We start from the raw sequence: 7,759 nt of genomic DNA on the forward strand, positions 1-7,759 counted from the left end.
TTTTGTTCAGCGCTAAAATTTCTTTTTTCTTTTTTACTCATACTTCTTATTTTTTATTTATATTTTTATATCTTTTAGGAAATAAAACTACTCTTTTTGTTGTCTGACTTTTTCAGTCCACTATATCTATCACCATGGATCTATACCACACTCATTGATTATAACACCTTTCTCATCAGCACAAAATTGCTCTTTATCGTTCATATAATAAATTCCTAACATCTCAGCATGTTTGCTACTATCATAGAGAAAAGGCCAGTGTTTTTTACAATGTCTATTTCTATCATAGGTCAGCAATCTACCATCTCTATTAAAGCAGACATGTAGTGACATGGGAACTATAGACCAACTATTTGAATAACATACGCCCATGCTGTAGTTATGACACTTTATTTTCTGGTTTGTACAGTAACTCCACGAATCTATTGGTCCTAATAAATCTTCTACTTCTTTTAGGGTCATATTCTTTTTTAAGTAATTAGATGTCAGATCATGATACATCTTGCATCTTCTTGCTAGATCTTTTGTACTTCCATCAGACCCCATTTCAGTTCTCGCTAATTTCCATTCATAACTATCAAACTTCCCTGCCATCAGGGGCTTATAAGCAGACCAAGATGTCCAGCAAAAAAATGCAAATATCAATAATATTACGGCTATTACAGAGCAGATTATTGCCTTAATGGCAAACTTAAACAATCTTATAGCAATCATTTTGTATTTCATCATTGATTGCCTCTCAGGCTATTTAATACTCCTATTCTATAATCTTTCCATTGCTCAAAGGTGTAGATTTCTTGTATTCTTTTGTCTGCATCCCCATTTTTCTGGAATATAGGATGATTAGAATTATACTCTGTTTTAAATCTAATGTCCCAAGCATCCTTATTTAATTCATAAGTATTAAATGTATTCCACTGTTCTTTATTAGTTAGTAAATTATAATTTACTGGAAATTTTTCATAATTAATTATTTCTATTGGACCGTCCTCATTAAATCCTTCTGTTATCGACTCTGATTTATGTAGGCTTAAAGTGTATTTTCCTATTATAGAATATTCATCATTTAATATAACAGGTCCAACTTCTGGAATGATATTGCCAGGATGCTCAATAATTATTGGATCAACTAAGTTAGTTCCATGCGAATTAATTCTATGTGGTCTAGCCTTAAATAACGTAGTTTTAGATTTTAGCTGATCCAAATCAATATTTTGGAAGTTTGAATTAATAATTTCTTTCATCCCAGGGCCGTCATAATCTATCACTGCTTTAAAGTCATTTATTTCTTTAGCTCCAACAAGTTGAGCTAAAGATCCACCTAGAGAGTGACCTAATACATAAAGCTCTTTATTATTGCCTATATATTGCATTACACCCTTATGAAATTCTAACGCTTTTTTATATTGATTAGGCAACTTTAACTTAAATAAATTATAATCATTAGTAAAATCTTTGCCAAACTCCTTCATTTGCTTTGAATTCGTAATCTCTGGAAAATCAGTGCCTTTATACACCTCAAAGTAAACCTTACTACCATCTTCTAGTTGCGTAGAAAATAATGCTCCAAAAAATCCTGTGCTATCATCTCCTTTTTCGCTTGAGACTTGCTCCAATTTAATATTATTTAACTCTTTGTTAACTAACTCATCTTTTATAAGGTCCTGATCTGTTTTATAAACTATATCTTTTAAGGTACTAAGATGCTTAGCATTAATATGCTTCTTAGAAACCAAACCCTTAAACTTCTCTAAAGCAGTAGCAGATTTTTTTGCTTCGATATGATTTTTATCATCAAATAAGTTGATATTTGTATTCTCAGTTTTTAAAGGTTTTACTCCGTCATTTTCAACTGGTTTTTCATCTATAATCTTTTTATTGGCAGATTGAACATGATTAGGATTGTCACCATTTGGATATTTAGCATTTTTTGGAATAACTAATGTTTCTTCTGCTTTAATCAAATCTGGATTTTCAATCCTATTCAACTTTATTAACTCTTCTTTTGTTACTCCATGCTTTAACGCTATTTTTCCTAATGTATCCCCTTGTTTAATAGAATATATGTTATCTGTATTTTCTGACTTTTTATCATCACCTACGCCTAGATTATATTCAACTTTATTAACTCTTAAAACGTTTTTGTCGTCCACTTCTAAATTTTGGTCCAACTTGCTAGGCAAGCCAAGTGAATCAATAAATTCTCCTGCTATTTTGATCCCCTCTATAACTGCAGGCGACATACATAGTGAAAAATCACCATCTCTTACGCATACACTTGGTCTTATTGAATTTGCAGTGTTATCAAGTCCAACTGACACTGCTGCATTTATTTCGGTTTGCTCTTTATTGTGATACTCTTTTGGCTTAACTGAATACTCTACTGATTCAGCCTTAATCTCTAAACTTCTTTCTCCCCCTATTTGCTCAGTGTAATACTTTAATTTTTCTGCAGTTACTTTGACATTTTCACCTGTAATTCTAGATATAAATTTGACTAATGACTTTTCTTCTAGATTATCAGACATGCTGAATGAACCATATGGCATGACACTTCCGCTCCATCCAATAGTTACTCCTACTCCAAAACCACTACTTTCACTCTCTTTTCTTATGCTATCCAGCTGGTCTTTAATTTCTATTTCCGAGGCATTAACATCTACTTCCTTGCCATCAATAATAGCTCCCTCTATGTTTAATTTTTTATCTACTATGATTGCTACTATTTTTCCTTTTACATAAGCTGGTTTGTGTTTGATCTCTTCAAATTCAGCACTATATTCAGAGCCACTAAATCCTAGGCTTACACCGCTTAATGATACACCAATATCAAACCCTGAGCTTTCTCCACTTACTTTTTGGTTCACAGTTTCTTTCCCACCTTCTAGATTTAAATTATTTGCTTTAATCTCTGTTTTTTCATGGCCATGTACTTTAGATCCACCCGATACACTTACATCTCCTGCCGTTTCTATGTAGACCTCTTTTGCTTCCACATTACTTTCTATGATAAAAGTCTTAGTTATTGTTGATTCTGTTTTAGAGTATCCAAAAGTAATTTTTGCAGACACATATTTACTTAACATAGCTGATACTACTGCTTCAGGAGCATCCATGCTAAACTTATCCTTAAAAAACTCCATATCTGCTTTGAAACCTGGTATCTCCATAGCAAGTTGTGTCATACCCCATAAATCTCCCGCTCCTTTCATATTACCTATTTGCTTCAGTGAATTTGCAAATGGTATATTGCTGAGTAAATTTGCTCCTTTGTTTTCTTTTGTTAATAAATCTATTGCTGGTGCACTTGGAGAAATTAAACCGCTTTTTTTACTAATAATCTCATAAAAGTTAGTAATTTTATGGGCCTCTATCTCTACACCTTCATTACACCTTATCCTAACTTTATCTCCTAATTTTTGCCTTGTACCTTCTATATCCCTCTTGCTATCAGCAATTTTCCTTTGGCCGTCTATTTGTTGCTGGTCATTTTCTTTGAAATTAATTCCCTCTATTTTGCAGCCACCTTCCGATAATATTTCTACTCCTTCTTCTGAATATAAGCCTGCTATAGCGGTATCACTGATTGACCATCTTACTGATACTGAGCTGCTTCCAAATAATGTTGATTTTTTCTTATAATATTCATTAAGAGCATACTGAGTTATAGATTCTACTTCTACTTTATTCTTGCCATCTAATGTGATTTTTCCTTTTGCACCTATTTCATTCCCTTTTCCTATTATATCATTCCCTGCTGTATATTTTACTTTACCTGCTGCATATTCTATATTTTTGTATTGATCAATTCTATATTCTATAGATTTATAGTTTTTCCCATACTCTGCTTTGATTAGGTTGACTTTTTGTATACTTTCAAACTTAATATCTCTTCCTGCATTACCTACTATATCTCCGGATACTAATTTGCTAGTACCACTTTGAATAATATCTCTATTTGCTTCGTAGTGCACATGTCCATTAATGACATAAACTGCTCCCTTATTTATTAATTTTGGCTCTGCTTTTTCTTTTATATCTTCACCAGAATGGACAATCATATTTCCTTTATCTATCGCTACTAATACACCTTCGTCTTTTATTTTTCCACTCTTTGTTACCCTTATATAGTTACCACCCATCACTTCTATTGCAGGGTTAGTGTTCATTTGACTAATTGCTGTGCCATCCTTATTTTTTACTGCTACTCTATAATTTTCTGCCCTACCATTTTTTAATAGTGCCCAATGCTCTTCCATTCCTTTGATCGTATTTTTGCTCCAAAGATAATCACGATGCTCCTGAAATTTATTACTCTGCTCTTCTCTTATCATCCCTTGCACTTTCCCGCTACAACAAGATATTGTTATATCTTTCTCTGCTTCAAGGTGTAAATCACCATCCCTAACAGAGACTTGCGTTTCATACATTGCTATTTCTTTACTAACCATATATAGTGCTCTAGAAGCTATTATTGGCAACTTTCCTTTTAGTATTTCTCCATTAATTTTCTCTACTCCCGCTGCAGTTAATATTGTTCGATACGCATTAATATACCCTTTTCCGCCTATAAATATATCTCCTTTATTAATAAATGAACCGCATATATCTACTAAAAAATCGTTTTCTACTTCTATTAGTCCATAATTTTCAAAATTACTACCAAGATATGTAAAGCTGTTTACTTTAATAGAGTAGTAACTATCGTCTACCTCTTTTGTTATCATTTTTTTATGTTCTTGAGATAAATGATTCATCTTATTGTATCTATCATTACTTGCTCTCTGCCAATTCTTATCATTGTCGGCTACCCCATTTTGTATGGCAAATGCCTCTATATCACAGCTATGGTCTGCATTATTTTTAATACCTACACATTCATCCCAATATTTTTTATTTGCTTTATCTCTTTTTGCTTTGTCTTCAGCAAATATATCCCACGCTATTTTGTGTAATTCTTGACATTCATCCCATTTCTTATTTTTTTGTGGTATTTTAATTTCATTATTATCTGATACTATTCCCCCTATAACTTTTAAATCTCCATCTATTTTTAAGTTTTGTCTTAAAAATCCTGGTACTAAGGTTAGCAATCCATTCTTATTATTCAAGCCAGATAAATTAATTCTTGCTTTTGAAATTATTTCAGTATTGCCGTGAAATAATATATTACTACCTTCTGATTTAAATTTTTCTGCGTATATTATACTTTCATACAAGCACTTGTTATCCCCTATATTCCACTTGGAATTTATTAATTGAAGCTCTTTACTTTTTAAATAGAATTTATTACCCTTGGCTCCAGTAATATTGAATTCATTATTTTTAAATTCTATATTATCTGCTTCTATTAGCGCATTACCTAAAATATTTATTGATGGGTTGAATGATCTACTCATTGACTTAAATTTTAGATGACTTAGTACTTTTAAGTCTATTTTATCTAAGCTTATATCACCCCATATTTCTAAGCTTTCTCCTCTGATTGATGCTTGTTTTATATTTAACCTACTTACTTCTACATGCCCTTTTGCGTCTATTACTATTTTATCTAGTGTATCACTTATTCCTGCTCTTAATTTTACGTCCTTCGCTTTTACGTTAACTTCATTTATATTTTTGAATATATCTGTTTTCAATCCTAATATGTCAGCTATAACAAAGCAATCGTACTGTTTGTTTTTATAATTGTATTTGAGCTGCATTTTATTCTTAAAATTTTCCATATCAGATAATTTAGGATCGGGCTTAAAAGATTCTGGATCTTTATAACAATCTTCCCACTCACTATTAAGATTTAACAGCCTAATATTATGATAAATGCTATCTTTTATTGAAATTCCGTCAGCATCTGCAACAGACAACACAATATTTCTACTTGCAAATATGTTACCTTTTAATTCTAGTGGCTTACCATCGTTTTTTCCTTTTATGGCAACTTCTTCTACACAATCAGGTATTTGTAAAAGTATCCCTTTCTCTGTTAGTGAGCTTTTATCTAAATTTAATATTTTACTAATATCACATTCTTTATTGTAGCTAAAAAAGTCTGCATACATATCTTCAATGTGGCATATGTCATTATCAATATTTTGTAATTTGCTAAAATGTTGATTAATCTCCTCAATATTTGCAGTAATAGAAAATTTACATAGATCTACAATTTTATCTTGGTAACACCATTTTAAAGAATTATATTCATCGGCAATACATGTGACATTATTATCTTCTAAATACTCAGACATTTTGAATTTGCAGTATTAAATGTATTTTATACTGCGATAGTTACATGATTTTTTCAACTATATTTTTGATTTGATAACATTAGACATATTCGGAAGAAAGAATGTACAAAGGAAGCATACCTTGATTTAACATTTATGAAATTTTTCGGTGATGTGAAATATATCTGTATATACTTGCCTTAGATAATTGATATTCACTCATTAAATCTTTAATTAAAGTGCCTTTTTTTCGCTTTTCTATTAATTCATTTATTTTAACATGAGATAATTTTTTCTTTTTTCCAAATATTGTGCCATTCTCCATAGCTTTTTTAATGCCATCAACTTGCCTTTCGCTTCTAAGCTCAGTTTCAAATTGAGATATTGCGCCAAGCATATTGAATAATAGTCTACCAGTTGCATTAGTAGTATCGATATTTTGGTCTAAAACTTGCAAACTTACTTCTTTTCCCGCTAGAATTTCTGCGAGCTGGCATAGATGTAAGGTAGATCTAGCTAATCTATCTAATTTAGTGATAACTAATGTGTCGCCATCTCTTATATAATCTAGGCAAGCTTTTAATTGTGGTCTATTATATTCAATAGCACTCTTTTTTTCTTGATAGATTTTTTTACAATGTTTTAATTTGTCTAGTTGGACTTCTAAAGATTGACCAACTGAACTTACTCTTGCGTATCCTACTAGTGTCACGTTTCATTAAACTTAAGACTATATGAGAATTGCATATTAAGACACTTTATGAGACATGTCAATCAAAGGTTTTCTCATAACGTACTTTTCGTCTCAAAATGTATACTTTTTGAGAATTTATTTGAGTAGTAAAATAATAAAAGTTTTAGAAAGTTAAAAATAGGCACTTGATAATGATTAAACACAGTGTTACTATAGTGTAACAGATTTATATAAAAAAGAAAATGCCAACAAAAAACCCAAGGATCAATATAACAGCAAATGAAAAGCTATTAACAAATATAACATTCATTGCTGAGCAAGAAAAAAAAACGGTATCAATGCTAGCAAAGGAGCTTATAGAAGAAGCTCTTGAAAAGAGGGAAGACTTATATCTATCTTCAATAGCTCTATCAAGAGAAGAGGGAGATTTTAAAAGAATCTCTCATGAAGAAACATGGAAGTAAAATATCGAATTGAATATATAAAAGATGTTGTAGCGGACGATATACCATTAATCCCAAGCAACGTTAGAGCAATTATAAAAAGAGCAATTGAATCAAGATTAGTGTCAGACCCACTAAATTTTGGTAAGCCCTTGAGATATAGTTGGAAAGGACATAAAAGCCTTAGGGTAAGGGATTACAGAATAGTCTATAGAATCATTGAACCAGAAAAAGTTGTCCTAGTTGTGGCGATTAAGCACAGGAAAAATGCGGCATTGCTAAGCAAATATAGCGTCAAAGAAGAAATGTATATACACAGATAATTCAGCCATATCAGCGGCTTTGGAATAAGCCTTGGTTTTTCGATTGTATCTCTTGATAAAGTCTCTGAGAGAGCT

5 protein-coding genes are annotated in these 7,759 nt (G+C 31.4%); 2 read left to right on the top strand and 3 right to left on the bottom strand.

Annotated features, from left to right (window positions below; translation table 11 throughout):
* Window positions 1–129 precede the first annotated feature (129 nt).
* The 3 genes from L8D11_RS02375 to L8D11_RS02385 all read right to left on the bottom strand — a co-directional run bounded on the left by L8D11_RS02375 (window position 130) and on the right by L8D11_RS02385 (window position 6,936).
* A complete protein-coding gene (locus L8D11_RS02375; protein ID WP_236870078.1) occupies window positions 130–594 on the bottom strand; it encodes a hypothetical protein in 465 nt (154 codons plus the stop codon).
* Window positions 595–725: 131 nt separating this feature from the next.
* The gene (locus L8D11_RS02380; protein ID WP_236870079.1) at window positions 726–6,245 is read right to left on the bottom strand and encodes a LysM peptidoglycan-binding domain-containing protein; all 5,520 of its coding nucleotides are present in this window, start codon (window positions 6,243–6,245) and stop codon (window positions 726–728) included.
* Window positions 6,246–6,378: 133 nt separating this feature from the next.
* On the bottom strand, window positions 6,379–6,936 hold the full coding sequence (locus L8D11_RS02385) for a recombinase family protein (protein WP_236870080.1): 558 nt from the start codon (window positions 6,934–6,936) through the stop codon (window positions 6,379–6,381).
* 224 nt (window positions 6,937–7,160) lie between these two features.
* Between L8D11_RS02385 and L8D11_RS02390 the strand changes: the two genes are divergently transcribed.
* Together L8D11_RS02390 and L8D11_RS02395 are read left to right on the top strand one after the other, a co-directional pair.
* A complete protein-coding gene (locus tag L8D11_RS02390; RefSeq protein ID WP_236870081.1) occupies window positions 7,161–7,382 on the top strand; it encodes a ribbon-helix-helix domain-containing protein in 222 nt (73 codons plus the stop codon).
* The gene (locus L8D11_RS02395) at window positions 7,373–7,684 is read left to right on the top strand and encodes a type II toxin-antitoxin system RelE family toxin (RefSeq protein ID WP_236870082.1); all 312 of its coding nucleotides are present in this window, start codon (window positions 7,373–7,375) and stop codon (window positions 7,682–7,684) included. Before L8D11_RS02390 ends, L8D11_RS02395 begins: the two co-directional genes overlap by 10 nt.
* Window positions 7,685–7,759 lie beyond the last annotated feature (75 nt).

This window comes from Candidatus Bandiella numerosa (assembly GCF_021811875.1).
Classification (GTDB): Bacteria; Pseudomonadota; Alphaproteobacteria; order Rickettsiales; family Midichloriaceae; genus Aquirickettsia; species Aquirickettsia numerosa_A.

Coding starts and splice junctions, on each gene's coding strand:
- L8D11_RS02375 (WP_236870078.1), bottom strand. CDS start 594: ATGGCAGGGAAGTTTGATAGTTATGAATGGAAATTAGCGAGAACTGAA.
- L8D11_RS02380 (WP_236870079.1), bottom strand. CDS start 6,245: ATGTCTGAGTATTTAGAAGATAATAATGTCACATGTATTGCCGATGAA.
- L8D11_RS02390 (WP_236870081.1), top strand. CDS start 7,161: ATGCCAACAAAAAACCCAAGGATCAATATAACAGCAAATGAAAAGCTA.
- L8D11_RS02395 (WP_236870082.1), top strand. CDS start 7,373: ATGGAAGTAAAATATCGAATTGAATATATAAAAGATGTTGTAGCGGAC.